Below are 24038 nucleotides of genomic sequence, written 5' to 3' on the forward strand. Positions count from 1 at the left end.
TTATAAACACTTCCCAGTGTTAGCGGTTACATTAATTTTAAAATAATTGTACATCTTTTTATATCCTAAAACGATCGTATAAGCAATGGTAACTCTCTATAGTTTACACTATATTTCGACAAAATAAGAAGCCCTGAATCGCCTTTTAATCATTTGGCGACTCAGAACTCCCTTTTCATTCATTTATTATGTTTGACCGGTGGCCTAAGGTTCGATGCCCCATTGAAGACTTCCGGCTATATACCCAGTCACTTTGGACCATTCGGCATAGAAAGTCTGGTTACCTGCAAAAGAGTAATCATCCGTTTGTGTATAGTTGGTCCAGTTGTTCTTGGAGAACCGGGTCTGGATCTCTGTACTCTGCCCTGCACTCAGTGTTCCAGCGGAAGATTTGAATCCGATCTCAAGCACGTGGTCAGCACCCGTCCGCACCGGACTGAGTGTACTGAAAGTGCCTGTTACATTATCACTTCCGGCAGTCGCCCAGTCAGAGAAGAAGCTCTGAGGCTGATCGCCATTAATGGTGTAATAGTATCTGATTTTCACATCGGACAGATTTAGTGCTGTAGTCCCCGTATTTGTCAGTTTGAATTTGGGATTAATGGAACTGCCCGTCGCTGAAGTGCTGCCATTAAACATCTCAATGCGTATCGTTCCAGCAGGTGCAGCTGTCGTATCTTTGATGAGCAGATTCAAGGTCGCAGGATTGCCTGCACTAAATTGAAAAGTTAATGCTACAGCGCCATTCGGCAGTGAAGACAGGTAATTTTTACTCAATACAACCTCATTACCTGTTAACGTGTAATCTGTACCTGAAACCAGCGTTGCATTCCCGTTGCGAATGGATACAAGTGTATTCCCGTTCAGTGTTAACGCGACGGGAATATCAGCCTGATTTCCAGCTTTGCGATCAAATTCGGCTGATACCGGTGTAATCACCGAGTTGGTCACAGGGGTTGAACCCCCTCCATCTCCTCCGCCATTGTTACCTCCCACACGGTCAGCATACAGAATTCCGCGACCATTCGTTCCAAGATATACTCTTCCATACAGACGCGGATCACCCGTAATCGTTGTTACACGAGCATACTGATGCTGATCATCGTTGATCCGTACCCAATTGGCCCCGCCGTCATCGGAGCGGAAAAATCCACGTGTTCCATCGATCTGTGCAACCGTGTATAACGCGACAACACTCTGTCCAGGAGCAGCTTTACCAAATCCGATACTGTCTGCTTCCTCTACATTGGCAAGCTTCGTGAATGTCGCTCCCGAATCCGTGGAATGCCATAATCCGTAAGGGCCTTCTTCTTCACTTCCTCCTGCAAACCAAAGTTCACCTTCAACACCCGGAACGGCATCCAGATCTGCATTTCCTTCAATCGGAAGTCCGGTCGCAGGCGATGCCGTGAAGGAAGCACCACCATTTACACTCACATAGACTTTCCCTGCCGAAAACCCATAAAATGTATTAGGATTGACGCGATCGGATATCACTTTCGCCTGTGCAGGTATCCCCGTACTTGCTGTCCAGGAATTGCCACCCGTTGAATAATGTACACCTTTGTCTGACGTGCTCCACACCAGTCGATTGCCATTCGCAGAGATGGCTACAGTACCGCCTCCGGTTGTGCCGGCAGGCTCTGCATTGGCTTTATACCAAGTTGTGCCTCCATCACTGGACAAACCTATGGATTTCGCATTTGGATCAGCAGCATAATCTGCTTTACCTACACGAACCATCGTATTCGGACTTAACTCGGCAAAATCCAAGCTTTCTGTGGAAGAATAGTTCGGGCTCGTAAATATGGTAGATGGAGCCTGATCCAGATTGTTATGACGGAATCCCGAGACATCCCCCACCCCGCTTAACAAATGTGCACCACTTGGCGGGCTGATTAGATCCAGTACGGCAATCTCCTCAACACCCTTCGCCATCACTGAAATATTGATTTTTTTATCGTCATCCCAGTCCGTCAGGTTCTTCGTTCCATAAATGGTTGCACCGGTTCCATACATCATGCGATCCGAATCAAACGGATCAATCTCCAGGTCACCGATCATCCAACCCAGTTTTGGAGATAGTTCGGGTGGGGCAGGAGTAATACCAAAGGTGAGCCATGGGGCTGCCGAAATATCCTGTGTATACCGCAATTTCCGGTTCGGATATCCTTCGAATTCCCATATGCGTGTCCACGTCGCTCCACCATCGGTGCTGCGGAACAAAGTAGCATCCGGCCACCAGGAATTCAATGTCGCAACCATCAATGTACCTGGATTCTGTGCATCGACAGCCAACCCGCCATATCCAAAATAATTATCCGTGCTGCTGCTTGGAATCGGGCTGATGTTAGTCCAGACACCTGTTGAGGTGTTCAGCTTCCACACATCGCCTTTTTCCCCATCGTACGGACCTACACCATCGCTGTACGTGATATAAAGACTGCCATCGGCATCCAGCACACCATGATGTGGAATATAACCTGTAGGTTGACCAGCGACAGCTGACCAGGTCAAGCCACCATTCGTACTGCGATATACGCTTTGCGCTTTATCAGCAACTCCCACATAGATCGTCTGGGTTGCCTGCCCTGCAGAACCTGTTGTTTTGTCGAACGTAATCCATGCCAGACCTACGATGTCACTTGTGTATTCATTCGAAGGGTCTTGTACATAGTTCCCCGGATTCGGGAAGCTTGTGACTTCGTTCCATGTCACACCGTAATCGGTACTTTTCCAGAGTCCATGGCCGCTTCGTGCACCAAAATACAGGATGCTGTTATCATTCGGGTCCACAGTCAGACGCTCTCCCATTGAACGTCCTGGCATATTGCCGCCAACTTTGAACGGGAGTGTTGTGGTCTGCCATGTATCTCCCCGGTCCGTAGAGCGCAAGATGGAGCCATTATTTTGGTCCCACGAATTCGTATACGTCCCAACTGCCATGTACACCCGATCGGGATTAACTGGGTCCGTAGCCAGTGCGTCCACACCGTTTTTGTTCCAGTCATCCCAGCCGACAAAATCCGTTAACGGTATCCAGCTCTCGTCAGCTGCATTCCAGCGATATGCTCCCCCGATATCCGTACGGGCATAGATCAGATCCTTTTCCGACTCATTGAAAATAATACCCGGTACAAACCCGCCTCCTGCACCAGTCACCACGTTTTTCCACTCGTAGGCTTCACTCGGTGCCGCTGCCGTAGTCCCAGTAAGACCTCCCAGCGAAGCCGTTACCACGGCAACCGTTAGGCTCATTATTCTCAATTTCCCCATAAACGTTCTCATATCAACTTATCCTCCTCTTCAACTTCGATACTGCATTTCGGTCTATCCCCGCTGTCTCATCGTGCTGATGATGGCGTGCCAGACGAATCAATGCATCCCTTTATACAAGAAGCCTCACCTCCTTTCAGCCAATATTTAAGCGCTTACATAATTGTTCTTATTTCGTGGTTATCTGGATAATACTTTCAATAAATAACATTCGCTGGCAATCCTCAAACCCCTCTGTCGAAATTCCGATTTTTGTAAAATATTTTCAGCGTTTGATCTTTTTTACACAACAAAAAAAGATGCTGTCAGAACAGCATCTTTCGACTTTCATATGTTACTTCAGGCTACCATAAGCGTGAGTCTCCTGGCCTTTAACCCCAGGTCTGATGACAAAAAGCGAGCCAGCCTCCGGTGTCTCCTTCAGACGTTCTTCCTTAATGCCAGTACGTGCTGTTGTAATGTACAAATCTTCGAGATCCGGTCCACCAAAACAGCAGGATGTGACCTGATCTGCCGGCACCTCGATCTGTTGCAACAGTTCTGATGTATCCGGGTTCCAGCGAGTGACTCTTCCTCCACCCCAATGGGCAACCCACAGCATGCCCTCACCATCGACTGTCATCCCATCCGGAAAACCGAATTCCTCCGGTATGTGAATAACGCTTGTCCGATTCTGTATCGTACCTGCTGCGAGATCAAAATCAAACCGGTCAATGGAACGTGTCGGGGTATCAATGTAATACATGGTCTGCCGATCCGGACTCCAGCCCAAGCCGTTGGATGTGGATACACCTTGTACCATTGTGCGAACGGGTTGCCCTTGCTCCAAACAGTACAGAGATCCGGCTTTGCTCTCATTATTCAAGCTCATCGTGCCTGCCCAGAAGCGACCTCGTGCATCACATTTGCCGTCATTAAAACGATTGGTTTCCTTATCTTGTTCGGGGTCCTCAATGGCATGCAGCTCACCCGTAAGCAGGTGATATGTATGGAATCCACTGCGTAAAGCAACCAGAACTTCGTCACCACGATATGGAACAACAGCGCCGACATGTTCACCGACATCATAAGCTTGATCCTGCCCTGTAGCCGGATCATACACATGCACCTTAAAACTTTCAATATCTACCCACAATAATCGATTGTTCTCTGCATCCCAGCTCGGGCCTTCCCCCAGCAATGCCGGGATGTGTACTGCTACGGTTACGTTGCTCATGCCATCACGTCCTTTTTAAGATTTGACGCCGCCTGACCATTCGAACCCGATGGCATCCAGAAATGCTTTGGACAGTACCATATGGCCTGTTGCATCTGGATGTACACGGTCATAAGTCAGCACAGACGTATAGAAATGATCCCAAAATGGAGCAAATGCAGCCTGTGTATCCACATACACTGCATCATACTCACTCGCTACCCTGCGAACTGCTTCTCCGTATATATCCATCGTTGCCCGCATAGGGTCTTCCGGGTTGGCCTCCAGATAATAAGGGGACATCAATACCAGTCCCTTCAGGTTTGGACGAACGGATGCTACCAGTTCACGCAATGTGGATTCATATTCTTCAAGAAACACATGTGAGTCTGTTGACAACGGGTTATCAAACTGACGCCATACATCGTTAATACCGATCATGATCGTCAGCCAATCCGGTTTAAGGTCCAGCACATCACGATCCCAGCGCTGTTTCAGATCACGGATCGTATTTCCACCATTACCCACATTTTGGATACGCAACATCAATTCCGGATAGATGGACCGCAATAGTGCATAGACTTGTGCAACATAACCATGGCCCAGACCTGAGCTGCCTTCACCTACAGGATGTTCCCGACCACAATCCGTAATTGAATCTCCGATAAACAAAAGCTTGTCGTTTTTTTGCAATTTCATCGTTATTTTCTCCTTCGCTTCAAAGCGCTAATATACGGATTACTCGATTAGTCAGGACCGTTCACTTGCTACCAGCCAGAAAAATTACCAGCCTTGATTCTTGAGCCATGTGAGACACAGATCCGACCATACCCGAATCGCGTGGTTATCCTCAGCCAATCCCAGACCATGTGAACCTTTCTCAAAAACGTGCAAGTCATAGGGAATCCCATGCTCGCCCAATGCAAGTGCATAACGCAAGCTATTCTCCACAGGTACTGCCTGGTCATCGCTGGTATGCCAGATGAATGCTTCTGGAGCATCCGCTCTCACCTGTTGTTCCGCACTGAATGCCTTGATCTGCTCGGCAGACGCATTTGATCCAAGCAAATTTTCACGGGAACCGGCATGTCCATAAGACTCCATCGTAATGACCGGATAACACAAAATAACCCGGTCCGGGCGTGAACTTTGGCGTTCAATCAGATCCTCATGATCCGGCTGCCCCTCGTCGTACAGCGTTCCCAGTGTTGCCGTAAGATGTCCGCCTGCGGAGAAACCAAGTACCGCAATCTTGGAAGGATTGATGCCATACTGCTCGGCATGAGCACGAACATAACGTATGGCACGCTGGCCATCTGTTATTGGCGCAGGATGCTGATGAGGTGCTACGCGATATTTCAGGACAAATGCGCTTATTCCCGCACGATTCAACAGTTCGGCTATTGGAGCACCTTCATGATCCGCCAAAAATCCATAACCACCCCCTGGGCACACAATGACAGCGCTCTCGGAACCAGGCTGAATAAATGGAATCAAATGTGGCATCTCGTCTTCATGTCCTTGGGCTGCATAAGGTGCAGCATGATCCCATAAGGGTATCGTTGTTGTCATCTTCAATCATCCTCTCTAAGTATAACGGATACACGGATCCGTTTAATCGTTTTCGAATCTCAGGAATCGATACCATCATAACGGCAATGACCCTACCGCATCAATACCTTCCTGGCATCACTTTTTGTTCAATTGGGTACAGGTTAGTACAAGTTCCGAAATTGTTCAGGCGTGACTCCCTCTATCCTGCGAAAGGTTGCTACAAAATGGCTTGCATCTCGAAACCCTACCCTGACCGCTGTTTCCCTGATCGTAGGTCTGTGGTCTGCGGTCATGATTTCCTTGGCTTTGCGAATACGCAGCAGAATGAAATAACTATAAGCGGTCATACCAAAGGATTGTTTAAATAAAGTGTTCAGATGTCTGGATGAGATCCCCGTGAGGTCAGCCATATGTTGGAGACCAATCTCGGGATTCGCGTAATGCTGTTCCATGAATGCAATGAGCGGAGCGAGCCTCTCCACGGCATGTGAGATCGAAGAACGATTGCCCGTCATGCCATGTTTTTTGAGTAAAATCAGAAATCGGTATATATCCGCTGATGCTTCGAGTCCCGACAAATCCTGATCACTGCTGAACGAATCCAGTACTTCCTGGCCGTAGTTGTTGAGCGCGCTGCCCGGCTCCCACTGATGGAACGCCGCTTCACCCAGTCCAAGTGACTCCATGATTGCCGGACACTGCGAACCCCCAAATGTAATGTAAAATGTCTCCCACTCCCCCTGGGACCGCACATATTCATGTGGCTCATTAGGTGGCAGCAAAATACCGGATGCTTCCCCCAGTACAATCGTAGACCCGGCAAACCTGAATTCCCCGGCTCCTTTCACAGTCTGAAGCCAGTGGTAACACGGGTACCCTACAGGTCTGGACACCTTCTCCTGATTGCCGTTATAACCAAGGCTCTCAATATAAAGGGGCAGGGGTTGATCACGTGATGTCATGAAATATCGTTGATGTCGGGGTGAGATAAACACGATATACCTCCTTGGATTCAAGCCATAATATACTTCCATATTCTTATATAGGCCATTACTTTTATTATATTTTAAAAGTCATATGTATCATATAATATAGGATTATTCTTATACAAGAGGTGAACACATTGATTAGCAGCAAACTACCCAAAATGTTCTACGGGGGCGATTATAACCCGGAACAGTGGGATCACGAAACCCACCTTGAAGACCTGCGCATGTTCCAATTGGCAGGCATTGATATCGCGACAATCAACGTATTTTCATGGGCACTGATTCAGCCTGATGAAGTTACTTATCAATTTGAGGAACTCGACCAGCTGATTAATCGTCTTTATGAGAGTGGCGTCTATATATGCCTTGCAACGAGCACCGCTGCTCATCCGGCTTGGATGGCGAAGAAATATCCGGATGTGCTTCGTGTGGATGCCGATGGACGCAAACGCAAATTCGGTGGGCGGCATAATTCCTGTCCCAACAGCCCGACCTATCGTAAATACTCCGAGAAAATTGCGGATAAACTGGCCGAACGATACAAGGATCACCCCGCAGTTCTCGTATGGCACATCTCCAATGAATATGGCGGTGACTGTTACTGTGACAACTGTGAGAAAGCGTTCCGCGTATATCTGAAAGAGCGCTATCAGACTTTGGAACAGGTCAACAAAGCATGGAACACTAATTTCTGGGGACATACCTTCTACGATTGGGATGAGATTGTATTACCAAGCAACTTGAGCGAACACTGGGGTAACAATAATTCAACATTCCAGGGAATCTCGCTGGACTACTCCCGATTCAACTCCGACAGCATGCTGGATTGTTACCGCCTGGAATACGATGCAATCAAAAAACATATTCCGGACTCTGTCGTTACAACCAATCTGATGGGATTCTTCAAGCAACTGGACTATTTCAAATGGGCAAAATACATGGATATTGTCTCCTGGGACAGCTATCCCGGTCTCGCCACACCCGTCAGCTTCACGGCAATGGCTCATGATCTCATGCGTGGTCTGAAAGATGGTCAACCGTTCATGCTTATGGAACAGACACCAAGTCAGCAGAACTGGCAGCCGTATAATTCATTGAAACGTCCTGGCGTCATGCGTCTATGGAGTTACCAGTCTGTTGCACACGGGGCAGATACCATCATGTTCTTCCAGCTCCGCCGCTCCATCGGTGCCTGTGAGAAGTATCATGGTGCAGTTATTGAGCATGCCGGTCACGAGAATACACGTGTATTCCGCGAAGTTGCTGAGCTGGGCAAGGAGTTACAGATCCTTGGCGACACTACGCTGGGTGCTACTGTTGAATCCAAAGTAGCGATTGTGTTCGATTGGGATAACTGGTGGGCCATCGAAAAATCAAGCGGACCTACGGTTGCCCTCAACTATGTGGATCAGATCCATAAATACTATGCAGCGTTCTTCCGCCGTAACATCCAGGTGGATATCGTCAGTGTGGATACGGATATTAGCAAATACGACATCGTTCTTGCCCCTGTCCTCTACATGGTCAAACCAGGATTTGCCGCCAAACTGGAGAAGTATGTTGCAGCAGGTGGAACATTCCTGACGACCTTCTTCAGCGGTATTGTCAATGAGAACGATCTCGTGACAACCGGTGGTTATCCGGGAGAACTCCGTAAGTTGCTCGGAATCTGGGTGGAAGAGATTGATGCCCTGCTGCCTGAGCAAAAAAACCGCATTGTCCTCAAAGAAGCCTACGGCGATCTTCAAGGAGAGTATGGCTGCGGCATGCTGTGTGACCTGCTGCACAGTGAAGGAGCCGAAGTCATCGCAGAATATGGAGACGACTTCTATAAAGGCATGCCTGTTGTGACACGTAACACCTTTGGTCAAGGTGAAGCCTGGTACGTTGCATCCGACCCGGATGAACGTTTCCTGGATGGTTTGCTGGGACAGCTTGCAGCAGCCAAGAATGTAGAGTCCCTGCTGGCGACACCGGAAGGTGTTGAAGTAAGTGCACGAACCAAAGACGGCAAACCCTACCTGTTCGTCATGAACCATAATGCTTCCACGCAATCCTATGATCTGGGTACAGCTAAGGCACATGATCTGCTCACTGATCGCGAGCTTTCGGGAAGTGTTGAGATTGAAGCCCGCGGAGTACAACTGCTCGAAATGAAATAAGTTATTCGGTATATACCGTGATACAAAGTGTCACATATTATTTTCTTTTACACTTGTTATTGTCTTCATTGAGGATATTGGTATAGATTTCAGACCTTTATCATCTTCTGCAAGCCAAAAGCTGCTACTTCCCGTATCTGTCTACATCGGATACGGGTTTTTGGCATGATCTGTCGTGTTTTTGATAGAAGGAAATATCAGTATGCAAAGCGAATTGGACGAGAAACACATTTTAACGAAGCCCGCCGGAACTTGCTTGTGTGAACCATGCAGCTGATCAATTGCAGAATAAGGATACCGCTGAAATATTGGTGACACTCATGATGTCACTTATAGGCTGTTACAATAGTAATATAACTTCGACATCACGTTCCGGCGGCGCAAAGATCGAAACGGAGTGGCTGACATGAACAGAACAAATCGGCTTGCCGCCATCGTTATGGCATTACAGCATGGTCACGAAACGGCACACTCATTGGGCGAGAAATTTGAAGTTTCCCGTCGCACCATTCTCCGGGATATCCAGTCCCTCTCCGAGATGAATGTACCCATTATTGCCATTTCCGGGCCGGGGGGCGGCTTCAGACTTATGGAGGGGTACGTATTGCCCCCATTACAGTTGGACCCGGTAGAGGCTGCGACGCTCATATTTGCTCTTGAGGGCCTGAGCTGCTACGCAGATACGCCTTTTCACGAGAAACGCTGGACACTAATGAACAAAGTTAAGGCTATCATTCCAGATGATATCATGGCCCGAATGGATCCCATGCTCAAACAACTGAATCATCACATCCCAGGCCGCAATTACATCCTGCATCACCTCGACCCCTTGCTAGCCTGCATACCTGAACAAGGATGGCTGAGTGTGCTGTATCGTTCCGCATCTCGTGAGAGATGGCTACATATCTGTCCTACACGGGTCTATGCTTCCTCCGGCTTCTGGTACTGTGAAGCGTATTCTGTGGAACACGGTGAACCACGTCTGTTCCGGGTCGACCGAATTATCGATGTTAAGGCGATCGAGCCACAGGAAGCACAGGAGTTGAACGAACAGGCACAGCAACAGCGGAGCAGGCCGCAATCTCCAGAACAGCCGCCGACCCTGGTTAAGGCACAACTGAGTTATCGAGGAATGATTGAAGCTGAACAGGACGAGCATATTGGTGAAAAGATGACTGAAATTGCCCCGGATCTCTGGGAATTATCATTCCTTTGTCCACCAGGGGAATGGGACTGGGCCGTACGATTCTTTTACCGATTGGGACGTGAAGCCGAAGTGATCGAACCCCTCAAACTTCGCAACGAGATTCGTCTGCACGCCGAGGAAGTGAGCCAGAAATACCTTGCTTCAACCAAGTCGTAGCCTAACTACACACTAAAAGGAGCTTGCTTATATCATGACATATGAACCTGTTGTAACGTACGAAGAAGCAGTACAGCGAATCCATTCTCTTGGATTGCTCCCACTGGCCCCTCTATTTGCCGAATATCCTTCACTGTCATCATTAACACCCAAAGAACATTGGCACAAGGATGATGAATTGGATCCCTGGTTATGGCGTTCAAGCCTGGCTGAAGAGGGCATTGCTGCATATGGAAAGTTCGTTAAAAAGAAAGCGCTTCTCGTCTCGCGCGAATACTTCCCTTGGGTACACCGACTACTTGCCGACTCCAGAAGCATTGAGGAACAGTATGAAGCGGGTCTACTATCACGAGAAGCATCCAAACTATATTCTTTGATTGAAGAACAGGAAGGCATCGATGGACGCGCCTTGCGATCACAGGCCGGTTATGGAGCAAAAGAGGACAAGAAGACATTTGACCGCGGTCTTCTGGACCTTCAGGGCTGCGCAGCCATTGTGATTAGTGGAACCAAAGAAAAAGAAGGTCTCGCAGAAGGTAAAGTCGCTTGGAACAGCTCTGCATATGAGACTGCTGGTCAATGGATGAAACGTCATGGCATTGAGCCATTTGAAGGCAGCGTCGCAGAAGCTCGTGAACTGCTGGTTACCCAACTGCAGCAACATGCTTCGCCAGTCGCGTTATCAAGCATCGCGAAAGCACTTGGCATCCCTGGAATCTAAATAAAGCCCATCCCGGTTGTTACAGATGCAACCGGGATGGGCTGCGTTCCACGATATGACGATTCCCACACGATAACGACTTCCATCCATACTGGATTTAGAGAATCACGCCATCCTTGAATATGGCAATCTCCCGGAATCCATGCTGCTCACTGAGTGTATGTGACCGTCCTGAAGCAATATCAATCAGCTGGCTGAACATCTGTACTTTTACCTCGTCCATCGTCCGCCCCTCCAACAACTGGCCAGCATTGAAGTCAATCCAGTGTTTTTTGCGATTCGCCAGATCGGATTGGGTCGCAATCTTAACAGTAGGCACCGGGCCTCCAAATGGAGTTCCACGTCCTGTGGTGAAGAGTACTATATGTGCACCGGCCGCAGATAGTGCGGTAACAGACACCAGATCATTACCGGGTGCTTCCACAATGTTGAGACCGGTTTGAGTCACACGTTTGCCATAACGCAGAACGTCGACTACCGAAGAACGTCCTCCCTTTTGCGTACATCCAAGTGACTTTTCTTCCAGCGTCGTGATGCCTCCAGCCTTGTTCCCAGGTGAAGGATTCTCATAAATGTTCTGGCCATGGTTCACAAAATATTGCTTGAAGCCATTCACCAAGTCCACCAAATCTTGAAATACCTGCTCATTGGCAGCCCGGTTCATTAAGATCGTCTCTGCACCAAACATCTCAGGAACTTCAGTCAGAATGGCCGTTCCACCGGCAGCAACCAGCATATCCGCAACGGAACCAACCAGCGGATTAGCTGTTATGCCGGATAACCCGTCAGAGCCTCCACATTTCAAGCCAATTTTGAGTTTGCTGAGCGGAAGCGGCTGACGTTGTTCATGTTCAGCGATCTCCACAAGTTCTTCCATCAGTCGAAGCCCTTCCTCAAGCTCGTCATCCGTTTCCTGTGCTTTGAGAAACCGTACTTTGCCTCGGTATTCCGGAGCAATACATTCACGGAATTCATCAACCTGATTGTTCTCACAGCCCAGACCGATGACCAGCACGCCTCCTGCATTCGGATGCTCCACCAAGGAAGCCAGTAACTGTTGTGTGTACTTCAGATCATCGCCAAGCTGTGAACACCCGAACGGATGCGGAAAGTGATATACACCATCTACCCGACTTCCAAATTGTGACTGTCCCATACGTGCCAACGCTTCACACACTTTATTGATACATCCGACCGTATTCACAATCCAGATCTCGTTACGAATACCTGCCTCACCGTTAGGCCGCAAATAACCATCGAATGAACGCAGATGTTCCGGAGGCATGTCCGTCTGAACCTGAGTTGTCGGTTGGTACTCATATTCAAGCAATCCGTGCAGACCGGTCTTCAGGTTGTGGCTATGAATCCAGCTTCCCTGCTCGATCTGCTCCTTGGCAATACCGATGGAGAAACCATACTTCATCACATCATCACCTGGCGCCAGGGTATGCACAGCAATCTTATGCCCCTTCGGCACGTCATCCAGCAGTGTAAAGGAAACACCGTCCGGTAATGTAATACGTTCTCCTTTGGCATAATCCCGAAGCGCTATAATCACATCATCCTGTGGTTGAATGGCAATCCAGTCATTGATTGTACTTGTTGTGTTCATTCCCCTTCACCTTCCAACAAACTGATTTCACGAACAACTGCTGCACGCAGCCCTTCTCTTGCATCCAGATTTTCGCCCCAGATCAGGGTATCCGACAACACGGCCGCCACTCGGTTACTCAGTTGCTCCTGATTCCTATGAAGTGAATCATAACCCTCCCAATGTGCAGCTAAAGCAGCTAGAACATCCGGGTCATCTCGCAAAAGTACGGCTTCCCCATTCAGTCGTTGTCCCTTGTAGCCTTCAAGCGTATTTACAGGACGATAAAGACACACTAATCCCGCAAATCCCTGGATTAAACGTTCAGGCCAGCTTCCCTGATTTTGCTCGTAGGCCAGAAGTGTAGGCAGCACACGAACTTTGAATTTTCCGATCGTATTTAATGCAATATCCTGCAATTTGTGATCAATATACGGGTTAAGAAAACGTTCAAATACTTCTTCCGCATATTGTTCCAGATGATGATCAGGCATATCAAGAGCAGGGACGATCTCCTGGTGCACAGCATCTCTAATCCATGGGCCAAAATGTGGATCTTCCATCGTTTCTCTCACATATTGCTTGCCTTGCAGAATACCAAGAGAAGACATCAGCGTATGTGCACCATTCAGAATCCGAACCTTGCGTACCTGAAAAGGCTTCAGATCTTTCACCCAGTGTACATTGAGGCCCGCCTGCTTGAGTGGCAGTTTTTTGTCCAGTGATTCATCGCCCTGAATGGCCCAGAAATGATATGGCTCTGCCGTATTGATCAATTGATCTTCGTACCCCCAGCGATTCGTCAGGGAATCGGCTTCCTCCTGGGTTGGCGCACCTGTGACAATTCGATCTACCAGATTATTCAGAAAGTCATTATGATTCTCAATCCATGAACGGAAGCCATCCGAATACCCATAATCTTCACTGTGACGGAGGACACAACTGCGCAGTACATCACCATTGCCTTCGAGCAACTCACATGGCAGATGAATCAAACCTCTGGATGGGTCACCATCAAATTTCAAGTATCGCTGATGCAGGAAAACCGTTAATTTCCCCGGAAATGATTGAACGGGTTCACCCTCGATATAGTCTGCATACGTATATTTCAATCCTGATTCGGTTGTATTGGAGATGACAAACTCAAGTGAAGGCAGTTCCGCCAAATTCAGAAAAGCCTCCCATTCTTCGTATGGATTGATACACTGTGAGAAAATGGAGATCAACTCTGTCCGCTCAACCGGCTTTCCTTGAGACAGTCCACGTGTAATCATCGTATATAAGCCATCCTGATCGCGAATCTGCTCCAGCTTGGCCTTGCCTCCTGGTCGTGGTTGAGTAACAGCTACACTTCCATGGAATTTGCCTTGTCTGGCACTCTCATGAAGCATCCAGTCTGCAAACCCCCGCAAGAAATTACCTTCTCCGATCTGCAAAACTTTCACAGGACGCTCCATAATCTCCTTGCACTTGCGCTGACCATCGCTTCCGAGCAGATTCAGCTTCAACCTGGGACGTTTCGTGCTTGCCGACATGGACACTCACCTCATCGATTATTTGTACACTCTGAATGCCGCCCGAAGGCTTGCACCCTTATATTGTAAACGCTTTAAATTCATTGTATCATCAATAAAAGGAAATTAAATTGCTTATATTGCGGTAAATATACTCTCTCATGACTAGGTATAACATCTCGTTGAAGACGTTGGTTTGGAAAGGAGCCTCTATGGAGCGTTCACCTGTTCGTACAACTATCCAGGCAGAATCCGGTATTCCCTTTCGCCTGGTGTACAGTGACACTAAATCCCCCCAGAGCGAATTGCCGGATCACCTTCACGACTGGCATGAAATTATCTATGTATATCGAGGTCAGGGAAGCATTTTTATTGATACGGGTCTGGAGAATATGCAGGAAGGAGATCTGTTTATCATTCCAGGTAGCACGGTACACCGAGCCTTGCCTGATGCAGGCAACCCGGTCACATCTTCCGCAATATTCTTCAGTCCGGGATTACTGGCATCGACCGCCGGAGGTGCTGCTTCTTCCTTACTGAGCCTGTTTGAACGTTGTCGCAAACAACGGGTGTATAAGAGACATCTGAACGAAGAGGAGCAAACCAAGGTGGCCTCGCTTATTGATGACATTCAGGAAGAATTTCAGCTTGGACATCATCTGAGTGCCCATGCGGCTCTATTAAGACTGCAACTGCTGCTCGTTTTTCTGGAACGTCTGGAAGCCGCGGGACCTGCGAGTCCAGGGAAGTCCGCTTCGGGTCCATCATGGCTCTCTTCCACGATCTCTCATATTGATGACAACCTTCGGAATGGACTCTCTCTGCATGAACTGGCCCAGTATGCCGCGGTATCCCCTGCCCATTTTAGTCGTGCCTTCAAAAGGTACACAGGGATGACTCTGACGGATTACGCATTAGCGCGACGGGTCATTATGGCGAAAGAGCATCTGGTGCAAGGAGATGAGACAATGGCCGCCGTAGCGGATGCTTGCGGATTTGACAGCCTGCCCCATTTTTATCGTCAATTCAAAAAATTAACCGGCACTACGCCTGCAGCCTACCGCAGAACCATGAACAGTTCCCGTTAAAATAGAAATCGCCTGGAACATCGGTGTCCGGTCCTAATCATATATATCCACATATTCTTCTATATGGCAGATGTGGTATGATAATCTGTATTATTACTTGTCGGAAACATTGCGTTCCGTTGTCAGAGGAGCTTAACATTCCATGTTAAACGAATTGAATCGCAGGAATATCGGCATCTTCGCCCATGTAGATGCAGGGAAAACCACCACAACCGAGCATATGTTATACGAAAGTGGTGTCGTCCGCAGTCCCGGACGTGTGGATGATGGAACAACAGCCACAGACTCGCTCGACATCGAGAAAGAACGTGGCATATCCGTTCAGGCGGCGATGACCTCTCTGATCTGGAAGAATACCATCATTGACCTTATTGATACGCCTGGACATATTGATTTCAGCTCCGAAGTAGAGCGAACGCTGCGTGTGATGGATGGCGCTATTCTGATTCTCTCAGCAGTGGAGGGAATTCAGTCCCAGAGCGAAGCCATCTGGCATGCCCTTCGTTCACTTCGCATCCCTACCATCATCTATATTAATAAAATGGATCGGATTGGCGCGTCTGCCTCAGTTGTAATGGAGCAGATTCGTTCCACCCTGTCCCCTTTCGCATGCGAAATTCAAACATGCCGTATCCATGAAGATTCATTTCTTGGCATTGACTCCCTCTGGAATCCGAATCCAGATTCTCTGTCAGGTTGCACACCATCCATTCCTGGTCTGGTCGAGATCCTTGCCGAGCTGGACGAAGAGGTCATGGAAGCCTACATTCAGGAGACTCCGTTATCCCAAATGGATCTGAATGAAGCATTTCTGCGATATGTGCATCAGGGTGAGATGTTCCCTGTCTGTTATGGTGCTTCCGGCAAAGGAATCGGCGTCACGGCATTGCTGGATGCGGTCCTTGCATTTCTGCCTCCACCTGCACAGCCTGTGGACTCCCCCGTATCCGGTGTTGTGTTCAAAATTGAACGTGATCGCACGATGGGACGCACAGCCTATGTCCGCATGTATGGTGGTAGCCTGCACAATCGGGATACCATTCATAATTCGACGCGGGAGCTTGAAGAAAAAGTGACTCAGATTCGCCGCATGGACGGACGAAAATGGTCGGATACCGGTTCCGTTCAAGCAGGGGAGATTGCTGCACTCTACGGACTGAGCGACACACATGTGGGTGATATAATTGGAAGTCCCGAGGGTGTACCTCCTCTGCCACAGATGGCTGTGCCGTTGTTGACGGTGCAAGTACATGGGAAAGACCCGGCACGTTACCCCGATCTGGTGGCAGCATTGCAGGAGTTGACGGACGAAGATCCCTTGCTCGACCTGCAATGGTTGCCAGAGGAACGCGAATTGCATCTCAAGGTCATGGGTACCATTCAGCTTGAGATTTTATCCAGCTTGTTACTGAGTCGTTTCGGATTGGATGTCGTATTCGATCCACCATCCGCCATCTACAAGGAGACCCCTCGTGTAGCGGGAGAAGGTTACATTGCCTATACGATGCCAAAGCCCTGCTGGGCCATCCTCCGTTTCAGGATCGAACCTTTGCCTCGCGGAAGCGGTCTGATCTATACCTCGACCGTAAGAGCCGATCACCTGCTGGTACGTTATCAGAACGAAGTCGAACGACGGATACCCGAAGCCTTGTCTCAAGGCATGCTCGGTTGGGAAGTCACCGACCTGCGCATCACGCTGGTAGAAGGGGAACATCATGTCTGGCATACCCACCCGCTTGATTTTGTCGTAGCCACACCTATGGGAATTATGGATGGATTGGCGAGAACAGGTACCACGTTGTTGGAACCCCTCCTTCAATTCAGGCTGACGGTCCCGGAGGAATACGGTGGCAAGGCCCTCAGCGACCTGGTACATATGCGGGCAACCTTCGAGGCTCCCGTCATTGGTGGTGGACGTTGTATTATTGAAGGGCTCATGCCTCTGGCCACCTCAATGGATTATCCGGTGAAGCTGCGTTCCGAAACAAGCGGCCGCGGGGTACTCACGACTTCGTTTGCCGGATACCAGGATGGTCCTGCGGATGTGACTCATACTCGCAAACGGAGAGGGGTTTATCCCCTGGATCAATCGAAGTATATTTTAAGTGTACGAAACGCGATTACATCATAAATGGAGTTGACCTTGTGCTTATTAAATTTCTTATCTTTGGCCTTCTGTGGCGGATTATAGGTAATCCGTTCATTGCCATTCTGATCTTACTCGTTATATTGTATTTCCTGGATCGTCGTTACGTTGGCGTATTCCCAAGCTTCACGAAACCCCTCAAGCGTATGCGTAACATCTCCCGGCTTCGGCAACAACTTGCGATGAGCCCCAATGAAGTGTCATCCAAGCTGGAGCTGGCTCGCCTGCTGATTGAGCGCAAACGTTACAGTGAGGCACATGCTTTATTGCTTGAACTGGAACGCCCATACGAACAATCGGCTGAGTATTGGGAGGCACTGGGGACGACTGAGCTGCATTTGGGGAATATCGAAAAAGGCGAACGCCATATTTTGCAAGCCCTTGATATCAACCCTAGAGTCAAGTACGGACGCCCATATCTAACCCTTGCTGGAGCCTTCAAAGAAACACATCGGGACAAAGCGCTGGATTACGTGCATCAGTTTCAGGAGATTCATTCTTCATCCAGTGAAGCTTATTATCTGCTCGGCTCGGTACATCGTTCACTTGGCAACAATGCAGATGCTAAGCAGGCTTATGAGCAATCCTTAAACGTTTATCGCTCGTTGCCCAAATACAAGAAACGCCAGGAGCGCCGCTGGGCTGTCCGCAGTTGGTTCCGCAAGCGTGGATTGTAATGTCATCCGCTATACGCTGTAATATTCATATATAACTCTTCAAACCAATAAAAGTGCACTGAATTCTGCCCTTGTATGAGCAGAATTCAGTGCACTTTATTCATTGAAAACCGTTTAATACACCAATATCTCACGCAGTCGTTCTTCATGAAGACGCATCCAGTCGATCCGCTGATTGAGCTTCACAATCTGATCAACAGCCACTTCCGGCTCATCTGTACCCTCGAACATGCGACTGATGAAATGCATGACCACATCCAGACTACGTAGCAGAATCAATCGCGGTATCGCTAACAGCTCTTCTGGTTCCAGGCTGACGTGTTCCCGAAATCCCTTAATCAAGCCCTCTTGTGCCTGCCACATCCAATCTTCACTCTTGTCCATAGTCAGAAGATCAGACATCGGAACAGCCAATTCCATTACCCGCAGATCCCATGTGGCAAATTCAAAATCCAATATGGCACAGATTTCACCCTGCTGATCTGCCAACACATTTGAAGCATTCACATCCCCATGAACCAGTTGATGCGGCAGTTGTTCCATTCCACGCAGTGCTTCTAACAAATCTGGCAGCGTACCCCTAAGTTGCTTCAGTTCATTCGCACATGCGACCAATTGCTCTGGCGGCGATGAGCACAGCTGTAATAATCGTTCAGGTGAACAGAGCGGATACGCATCCTGAATTCGATAGTACGGGGGGTAAACAGGTTCAAGTCGTATATCCAGCGTAGCCATAACAGAAGACAGGGTCCCCGCCGCTTTACCGAGCCCAAACAATTGATCTGGCGTATGCCAGATCGGATTGACGCCTTCCCTATAATGAAACAGAGTGACGATTTTGGTGTGACCTGTGAGGGTATCTTTGACAGCAAGGAATGTACCTCCCTCACCAGATAACCGTCTTACAGGTGAAGGTGTATTAAGCTTAAAGTTCGAACGTTGGAGGGCTGCCAGCACCTCGTGTTCAAAGGTGATTTTCATCGGATCATTATGTGTTTCATATTGTCTCAGTACGTAATTATTCCCGTCTACATGGAGCATGTAGGTAGAATTATTCATTCCACCCTTTCCACGCTCGCCTTTCCAGTTCGATGTTAAACCATATAAGGTCAACACTTCGGATATACGTTGCTGCTCTGAATGATGGAGGGACCCGGAATCGATGTTTTGCACCAAATATTAACCCCTTTATCTCACAAAATGGAACTGTCATCTATTTATCTTAAAGGAACTCCACTGCTTGGTCTAGTTCTGTTCGAGATTAGGAGAACGGATAATATCCGGTCCGATTCAGCTGTTCTGCAATGACACGATATCCTCTTGCATTAGGGTGCACCCTGTCCCAGAATAACAGTTCACGTTCACGACCTTCAAACCTGTCATAGACCTGAGCACACGCATAGTTCCCTGATCCGGCTCCATTCAGAAACGAATTATATTGGCGCACCCAGTATGCAGCTTCCGTCGCCTGTGGATACGGGTTGTACAATCCGATGGATCGGACCATATACTCACTGTTACCCTTTAACTGCCGAATGTGCCGCATGATCTGGGATACATTACTGCGGGTTTCTCCGAGCACCTGTGTCATTTTTCCGGCATTCGGAATGCCATTACTTGCTTTAAATGTACGAATCAGATCATTCCCACCAATGGATAATGTAATGATATCCGCTTCACGCAGCGATTGCCGCACTCGGGGATGCGATGAGATCATCTGTAACATTTCTCCCGACGTCAGTCCATTCACGCCCATATTTTCCATGGATACAAACGTACGGACATTCATTTCCGCCATTCGCCGATATAAAGGAACAAAGCCGGTGCCCAGCAACGCTCCTGTACCTACCGTTAATGAATCGCCTATAGCCACATATCGATATACCATCCCGTCGCCCCTCTCTGCTGTGATTTCTCTGAACAATAATGAACTGCTCTATATCTTATGATGAGCGGGACGACAAGGCGCGGGATGGTGTCCTTAGGCATGCACCTTTCTTTTGCACAAGATTGTAGCTTTCCTGTAGAGGTAAACAAAGAAAAAAGCCCTGCCGCATAACGCGGCAGAGCCTGATTCATTGCAATGCATTACATGCCTATGGTCCGATCCGAATCAACAGAATCCGCCTGTTCCTTGTTAGGGAATGGCCACCAGTTGGCCCGGCCAAACATCTTCACCATCACTGGAACGAAGAATGGTAAGAATAGCAGTGAGTACAAGATCAGTCCGCTAAGGACTACCGTAGCAATCTGCATCATCGAGAGAACACCAGATGGATACATGGCAGCAAATGTACCGCTTAGAATGACTGCTGCAGAGAGGATAACGGTCCCCATGTTCTTCATCGCGTACAACATCGCATCCTGTACTTTCATGCCTTTGTTCTCATTGAAACGGTCCATCAGGAAGATGCTGTAATCTACACCAAGTGCAATCAGCATGACAAATCCGAAGAACGGAGTAACCCAGCTGATGCCTGCGAATCCGAGGATATTAACAAAGATCACTTCGGTTAACGCCATCGATGTGAAATAAGCCAGTAATAAGGAAACGATTAGATACAGCGGCATAATGATCGAGCGGAGCAGCACAACCAGAATAATAAATGTGCCTGCCAGCATCAGCATTACAGTACGTGTATAGTCGTTATTCGAGATCTCCTGCAGATCTGCAAACGTACTGGTAACTCCGCCTATGGCGATGTCTGCTTTTTCAAGCGTACTGCCTTGTACCGCACGATGTACAGCAGCCTCAATGTCTGGGACACGATCAATGGCTTCTGTTCCGTATGGATTTTCGGCGAAAATAACGTCGATGGTCATCGTCTTCCGGTCTTGGGACAGATACGTATCGAATACCTGTGTGAAGTCTTTGTTGCTCAGTGCTTCTTCAGGAACGTACCAGCCTGCCAGATCCGAATCCGGTGAATTTTGCAATTGTGTCAGATAGTCCTGCGCTGAATCCAGTCCCCCGGATACCTGTTTAATACCATCGACACTTTGATTCAAGCCATCCGTCAGTTGTGTTAGTTGACCACTCAGATCTGAGAAGCCTTGCTGAATTTTCTCCTGTCCACCCTGAAGCTGACCAAGCCCGTTCTGAATGGAAGGTATTTCTTTAATGACTTTTCCTTGACCATCAGCGGCCTGTTTCAGACCTGTCTCAAGCTGACTGATTCCCGTTACAATCTGGCCCAGACCATCGGCAAGCGCCTTTTGTCCGGCTGCTGCGGAGGCAAAACCTTCATTGGCCTGATTGATTCCAGCCGCCGCTTCCCCAAGTTTGGTCTTAATCTGACCCAAACCTTGAGCAAGCTGGGCTGTACCAGAACCCGTCTCGCCTATCGTACCTTTGATACGCTGGTAGTCAGCATCTTGCTGTAATTCAGGATAACGTTCTTCAAGTGCTGTGAAGGATTCGGACAGACTGGTTAGAGCTGTTGAAACCCCGTTCAGCTGTTGCTCCAGTTCGCGGGTTCCATCCCCCAGTGCAGCGACACCAGCTCCCGCCTGACGATAGGCTTCAAGCAACTGATTGTTCGCCTGCGCAAGTTGATCTGCACTCGTTTTGGCTTGCTGGAGCCCTGCTTTCAGATCCCCTGCACCTGCAGAACCATCTCGAATGCCTTTCTCAATCTGCCCAAGTCCCTCACTCAGCTGCGTGATACCCGATTGCAACTGGGTAGTTCCTTTGGTAAGTTCACCTGCTCCATCAGCAGCTTCTTTTAACTGTGGTTCATTTTTACTTAGCTGACTGCTGGCTTCACTTAGACCATCACGGATTTTGTCCAGACCCGTCTTGCCTTCACCCAGTCCATCCGATAATGTTCCGACTTGCTGTGTAACTTCAAAATCTTTAATCTCATCACCCGTAGGTCGTGTCATACTGCGGACACCAGAGACTCCGGCTACTTTCTCTACTTCCCGGCTAATTTTCTCGGCAACGGCCATATACTTCGCATTATCCATCGCTTCATCATTCTGAATGACGATCTGACCCGGCAGCGATTCCCCCGGACCGAAGCTGTCAGAGATAATGTTGAATGCTTTTACGGAATCATATTTCTCACCAATCTCATCGAGACTGTTGAACGATAGTTTACCATCGTAGGTTGCCAGTAGAGGCACACAGACTGCTGCAACGATGAGCAGTGCAGCCCATGGACGTTTCAGCGAGAAGCGACCAGCTGCACCATAGATCTTGCTCTCGGCATGTTCAAGTGATCCCTTCGACGGCCAGAATAGCTTCTTGCCCAGCACCGCCATGAAGAATGGCACAATGGTAACCAGTGCAAGCATCATCACAGCAATACCTACAGCTACGGCAACCGCAGAACGGTACAACATAAACTGGGCAAAACCGATGGCAATGAATCCAACCAGCACGGCAAGAGCCGAGAAGAGTACCGTTTTACCCGCAGTACGATAGGTGGCAATGATGGCATCCCACGTATTCTCATGATGAGCCAGTTCTTCCTTGAACCGACTGATTAACAGGATACAATAATCCGTACCAATCCCGAACATGACTGCGACCATAAAGATCTGTGTAAACGTGGATATAGGGAAGTCAACTCCATCCACGAGGAATGCAACAATCTGTTGCGATACAATGTAACTGATCCCCACCGTCAGCAGCGGTACAAAAGGAGCTACAAACGAACGGAAGACCAGGAACAGAATAAGTAAAATAAAGACAACTGTAATATATTCCGATTTCTTGAGCCCCTCTTGGGAACTTTCAATGGTATCCTCGTCAATCAGACCTTTACCGGTTATGTAGTGCTCCACATTGACGGACTTCAATGCTTCATTCAGGTCTTCCCGCATTTCCTTGACCGTGCGATCTCCCTGATCAATGGATAGTGACGTTAGAATGGTTTTGCCGTCAGCTGAGATCATCTTCTCGGACAACTCAGGCTGAGAAAAAGGTTCCAGAATGGACAGAATGCCCAACTTCTCCTTATCGGCCTCCAAGTTCTTAATGGCCTGCTCTGCCTCTTGTGTTCCCGTGGTACCCAGACCATCCGGGTTATAAAACACAAGAGCGATCTGGCTACCCTGTTGCTCTCCTTTTTGTGCTGCAGCTTCATTCAAAATCGCTGCTGCCTGGGTGGAAGAGTACCCTTCAGGAACCGAAAACTGTCCCTTCTCCCGAATCAGTTCACTCATGTTAGGGGCAGTAAACATCAACACGGCAGCTACAGCAACCCATAGCCCCATTAACCACCATCTTGCTTTCAATATCGCTCTCATTCGTTCTCCTGTCCTCCTTCATGCGTTAGCAAAGCTGCAAGCTTCTCAAAAGATTCAATGAAAATTCGAACCTCTTCCGGTTTAAAATGAACCAAATACGGCTCCAGAATCTGCTGTATTTCCTGTTCTGTTTCCCTGTATACCTGTCGTCCGGTATCCGTCAGTGTCAGATATACAACGCGGCGGTCGCGTTCATCCCCGGCCCGATGGACCAAATCGCGATCCACCAGCTTGTTGACCAAAGCGGTAATGCTGCTCTTACCTATGCACAGAAGCTCTGCCAGATCAGAGGGTGTGCAGGAAGGTTTCTCTTCAATCAGACGAAGTGCGCAGAACTGATCGGTCGTTATGGTCTGCCCCACTTGTTCACGTATCCGCGTATCGAACCGCTTATTGACCAGAAAGGAAGCATCCAAATAGCGGTTCACCAAACTTTTCGCATCCGGTGTATTCATTCTTCATTCTCCTTCCCCGAATCAATATAGTTCGCTTAGCGAACTATTCTT

18 protein-coding genes are annotated in these 24038 nt (G+C 48.5%); 7 read left to right on the top strand and 11 right to left on the bottom strand.

Annotated features, from left to right (window positions below; all coding sequences use genetic code 11):
* Positions 1–204 precede the first annotated feature (204 nt).
* From FS628_RS03710 to FS628_RS03730, 5 genes are all read right to left on the bottom strand, one after another.
* A complete protein-coding gene (locus FS628_RS03710) occupies positions 205–3288 on the bottom strand; it encodes a X2-like carbohydrate binding domain-containing protein (RefSeq protein WP_440131240.1) in 3084 nt (1027 codons plus the stop codon).
* 322 nt (positions 3289–3610) lie between these two features.
* Positions 3611–4492, bottom strand: a complete 882-nt coding sequence (locus tag FS628_RS03715) for an SMP-30/gluconolactonase/LRE family protein (RefSeq protein WP_145319051.1) — start codon at positions 4490–4492, stop codon at positions 3611–3613.
* A gap of 15 nt (positions 4493–4507) precedes the next feature.
* A complete protein-coding gene (locus FS628_RS03720) occupies positions 4508–5170 on the bottom strand; it encodes an SGNH/GDSL hydrolase family protein (protein WP_145319054.1) in 663 nt (220 codons plus the stop codon).
* A gap of 84 nt (positions 5171–5254) precedes the next feature.
* Positions 5255–6043, bottom strand: a complete 789-nt coding sequence (locus FS628_RS03725) for an alpha/beta hydrolase (protein ID WP_145319057.1) — start codon at positions 6041–6043, stop codon at positions 5255–5257.
* Positions 6044–6186: 143 nt separating this feature from the next.
* Complete coding sequence (locus FS628_RS03730) at positions 6187–7020, bottom strand: AraC family transcriptional regulator (protein ID WP_145319060.1); 834 nt, start codon at positions 7018–7020, stop codon at positions 6187–6189.
* 128 nt (positions 7021–7148) lie between these two features.
* Between FS628_RS03730 and FS628_RS03735 the strand changes: the two genes are divergently transcribed.
* From FS628_RS03735 to FS628_RS03745, 4 genes are all read left to right on the top strand, one after another.
* Complete coding sequence (locus FS628_RS03735) at positions 7149–9176, top strand: beta-galactosidase (protein ID WP_145319063.1); 2028 nt, start codon at positions 7149–7151, stop codon at positions 9174–9176.
* Between the two features lie 260 nt (positions 9177–9436).
* Complete coding sequence (locus tag FS628_RS31885) at positions 9437–9586, top strand: hypothetical protein (RefSeq protein WP_222125175.1); 150 nt, start codon at positions 9437–9439, stop codon at positions 9584–9586.
* Complete coding sequence (locus FS628_RS03740; RefSeq protein ID WP_145319066.1) at positions 9583–10539, top strand: helix-turn-helix transcriptional regulator; 957 nt, start codon at positions 9583–9585, stop codon at positions 10537–10539. The genes FS628_RS31885 and FS628_RS03740 overlap by 4 nt, the downstream gene beginning before the upstream one ends.
* A 34-nt stretch (positions 10540–10573) precedes the next feature.
* The gene (locus tag FS628_RS03745) at positions 10574–11260 is read left to right on the top strand and encodes an AlkZ-related protein (protein ID WP_145319069.1); all 687 of its coding nucleotides are present in this window, start codon (positions 10574–10576) and stop codon (positions 11258–11260) included.
* A gap of 97 nt (positions 11261–11357) precedes the next feature.
* Here FS628_RS03745 and FS628_RS03750 read toward each other — a convergent pair whose 3' ends face one another.
* Positions 11358–12872, bottom strand: a complete 1515-nt coding sequence (locus tag FS628_RS03750; protein ID WP_186327708.1) for a UxaA family hydrolase — start codon at positions 12870–12872, stop codon at positions 11358–11360.
* Complete coding sequence (locus FS628_RS03755) at positions 12869–14386, bottom strand: tagaturonate reductase (RefSeq protein ID WP_145319072.1); 1518 nt, start codon at positions 14384–14386, stop codon at positions 12869–12871. Before FS628_RS03755 ends, FS628_RS03750 begins: the two co-directional genes overlap by 4 nt.
* Positions 14387–14577: 191 nt before the next feature.
* On the opposite strand from FS628_RS03755, the gene FS628_RS03760 reads away from it, so the two are divergent.
* The 3 genes from FS628_RS03760 (at position 14578) to FS628_RS03770 (ending at position 18276) form a co-directional block, all read left to right on the top strand.
* A complete protein-coding gene (locus FS628_RS03760; protein WP_186327709.1) occupies positions 14578–15453 on the top strand; it encodes an AraC family transcriptional regulator in 876 nt (291 codons plus the stop codon).
* Positions 15454–15595: 142 nt separating this feature from the next.
* Positions 15596–17584 carry an elongation factor G gene (locus FS628_RS03765; RefSeq protein ID WP_145319078.1) on the top strand — a complete coding sequence of 663 codons (1989 nt, stop codon included), beginning with the start codon at positions 15596–15598 and terminating at the stop codon, positions 17582–17584.
* 14 nt (positions 17585–17598) lie between these two features.
* Positions 17599–18276, top strand: coding sequence for a tetratricopeptide repeat protein (locus tag FS628_RS03770; RefSeq protein ID WP_145319081.1), 678 nt, complete (start codon positions 17599–17601; stop codon positions 18274–18276).
* A 114-nt stretch (positions 18277–18390) separates the two neighbouring features.
* On the opposite strand, the gene FS628_RS03775 is transcribed toward FS628_RS03770, so the two are convergent.
* From FS628_RS03775 to FS628_RS03790, 4 genes are all read right to left on the bottom strand, one after another.
* Positions 18391–19449 carry a phosphotransferase gene (locus FS628_RS03775; protein ID WP_145319084.1) on the bottom strand — a complete coding sequence of 353 codons (1059 nt, stop codon included), beginning with the start codon at positions 19447–19449 and terminating at the stop codon, positions 18391–18393.
* An 88-nt stretch (positions 19450–19537) separates the two neighbouring features.
* Positions 19538–20164: an SGNH/GDSL hydrolase family protein gene (locus FS628_RS03780; protein WP_145319087.1), complete on the bottom strand. Its 627-nt coding sequence runs from the start codon at positions 20162–20164 to the stop codon at positions 19538–19540.
* A 200-nt stretch (positions 20165–20364) separates the two neighbouring features.
* The gene (locus FS628_RS03785; protein WP_145319090.1) at positions 20365–23532 is read right to left on the bottom strand and encodes an MMPL family transporter; all 3168 of its coding nucleotides are present in this window, start codon (positions 23530–23532) and stop codon (positions 20365–20367) included.
* Positions 23529–23987, bottom strand: coding sequence for a MarR family winged helix-turn-helix transcriptional regulator (locus tag FS628_RS03790; RefSeq protein WP_091017386.1), 459 nt, complete (start codon positions 23985–23987; stop codon positions 23529–23531). Before FS628_RS03790 ends, FS628_RS03785 begins: the two co-directional genes overlap by 4 nt.
* Positions 23988–24038: the final 51 nt, after the last annotated feature.

The sequence above is a fragment of the Paenibacillus xylanexedens genome (assembly GCF_007676705.1).
In the GTDB taxonomy this organism is placed as follows: Bacteria; Bacillota; Bacilli; order Paenibacillales; family Paenibacillaceae; genus Paenibacillus; species Paenibacillus xylanexedens_C.